This is a genomic window from Vibrio sp. SG41-7 (genome assembly GCF_014164465.1).
Lineage (GTDB): Bacteria > Pseudomonadota > Gammaproteobacteria > Enterobacterales > Vibrionaceae > Vibrio > Vibrio splendidus.
Window position 1 is genome coordinate 1 of sequence record NZ_JACJFF010000260.1, and the last position, 1,940, is coordinate 1,940.

At 45.9% G+C, this 1,940-nt stretch carries 1 protein-coding gene; it reads right to left on the reverse strand.

Annotation, left to right across the window (positions count from 1 at the left end; translation table 11 throughout):
* Window positions 1-80 precede the first annotated feature (80 nt).
* A complete protein-coding gene (gene ltrA / locus H5300_RS26440; RefSeq protein WP_259397967.1) occupies window positions 81-1,325 on the reverse strand; it encodes a group II intron reverse transcriptase/maturase in 1,245 nt (414 codons plus the stop codon).
* Window positions 1,326-1,940 lie beyond the last annotated feature (615 nt).

Below are 1,940 nucleotides of genomic sequence, written 5' to 3' on the forward strand. Positions count from 1 at the left end.
TTAGGTGAGTAGGCCACCGGAACCTCCCCGATAGCCTCTCGCAGAACCGTACGTGAACCTCTCAGCTCATACGGCTCCCATCAAGCAAAACTTCTTGATGATCCAAATTTCCAGTGCGGAAACAATCTAGGACATTGAACCGATAGCTTATCAAAGAAAGCTATCGCTCTACTTTTGTGACATTTGAGCGATTTGAATTTCCTTCTCGCCCAACGTACTAAAGTCTTATTGAAGTGTCTGAATACCGAGTCTAATTCACTTCGCCTGAACTTGCCGTAATAGTTTATCCAACCATTTAGCATCGGACTTACCCATCTGCTTAGCTGCTCTAAACTGTACTGTGATTTCTGACGCACTTTTAGCTCTTTAACTTTTCTACGCATGGCTTTCTTTGCCGACATGCTTACTGCCGGTGTGAAGTTGTTGTATAGCTGCCCTGTTCGTTTACGTTTACTGGTTCTGGCTCTAAATGTGTACCCAAGGAAATCAAATTGTGTATGCTCTATATGGTTACCAGACCCTCGTCTAGCATCATCTTTGCAGTAGACAATCTTCGTCTTGGTTGGGTGCATTTCTAGTCCACATTCCTTGAAGCGTTTCGCTAGGTCATCTCTCAACTTCTCTGCTTTCAGTCTTGTTCTTGCATGAACAAGTCCATCATCTGCGTAGCGACACCATGGGTTGTCTGGATAATTCTTCTCCAGCCATTTATCGAAAACATAATGAAGAAATAAGTTAGCCAGTACTGGGCTCACTACCCCGCCTTGGGGCGTGCCTATTTCTCTGTTCGTTTTCGTCCCATCGGCTTTCTGCAATGGAGCAACTAACCACCTTTCAATATACAAAATCACCCATTGATAATCTCGGCTCTGACTTTCTTCAGCAAGCTGAATATGCTTCCTAACCGCTTTCATCAACAAATCATGACGTATGTTGTCAAAAAGACCTTTGATATCAAACTCCAGTACCCAATCGTACTGCCAGCACCTTCTTCTCGTCACCTCTATCGCATCATGAGCAGATTTCCCCACTCGATAGCCATAAGAGTCATCTAGGAAGTGATGCTCGAGCATAATTTCAAGTTTGTCTCTCACCACCGTCTGCGCCACACGGTCACTGACCGTTGGAATACCTAGTATTCTTTCACCACCTGACTTCTTCGGTATACTTACCGCAGCGACGGGTGGGGGGAAATAGGCTCCCGATGACATTCTGTTCCATATCTTATAAAGGTTGTTTTTAAGGTCTTTTTCAAAGTCCTCTATCGTTACTCCATCGACTCCGGCTCCGCCTTTATTGGCTTTTACCTTTTCGAAAGCCGTCATTAGATCCCATTTGGATATTTCAAAAGGTTTTGGTTGTTCGTGCGACCTCCTCCTGCCTGTCGGCAGTTGAGTCGTCGTTGCAACCGACTTGACGCAATCCCTTCGCTCCACGCTCATTACAAGCCCTTCATCACTACTACGAATTGCTCCGCCCCAGTATCACGCATCGGTACTCTCATATTCATGAATTTTGTCATTTATATTTCTTCCTTAACATCGTGATGACTGGTTCCCGTGGTTCCCACAAAGAGCCTAGTACAAGGTCATGCCCACTTTACGCCGAGCACCGCACACCCAGCATTCGGAGTTCACCGGTGTACTTATCCTGAAATAACGAGACGATTTCAGTTTTGGTGCCGCTTCAAGTTAACGACGCGTCCACATGGGTTCGGGTTTACTCATCTCCTTGCACCCTACCTCGCCAGAATTCTTATTCTGATTTTCTTTCAACGCTTTTGACCATTACTCTTAATAACAGCCACTTGAAAGTGGTTTAGAGCCGGCTTCCGACAGCAGACTCTGGAGGGCCTACCTCCATCTCTTCGTGAGCTTATGCTCATCTTCCTGTTTGCCTTCCTTAGAAAACAGGGTTCAGTGCCCACGGCACACTCTCGT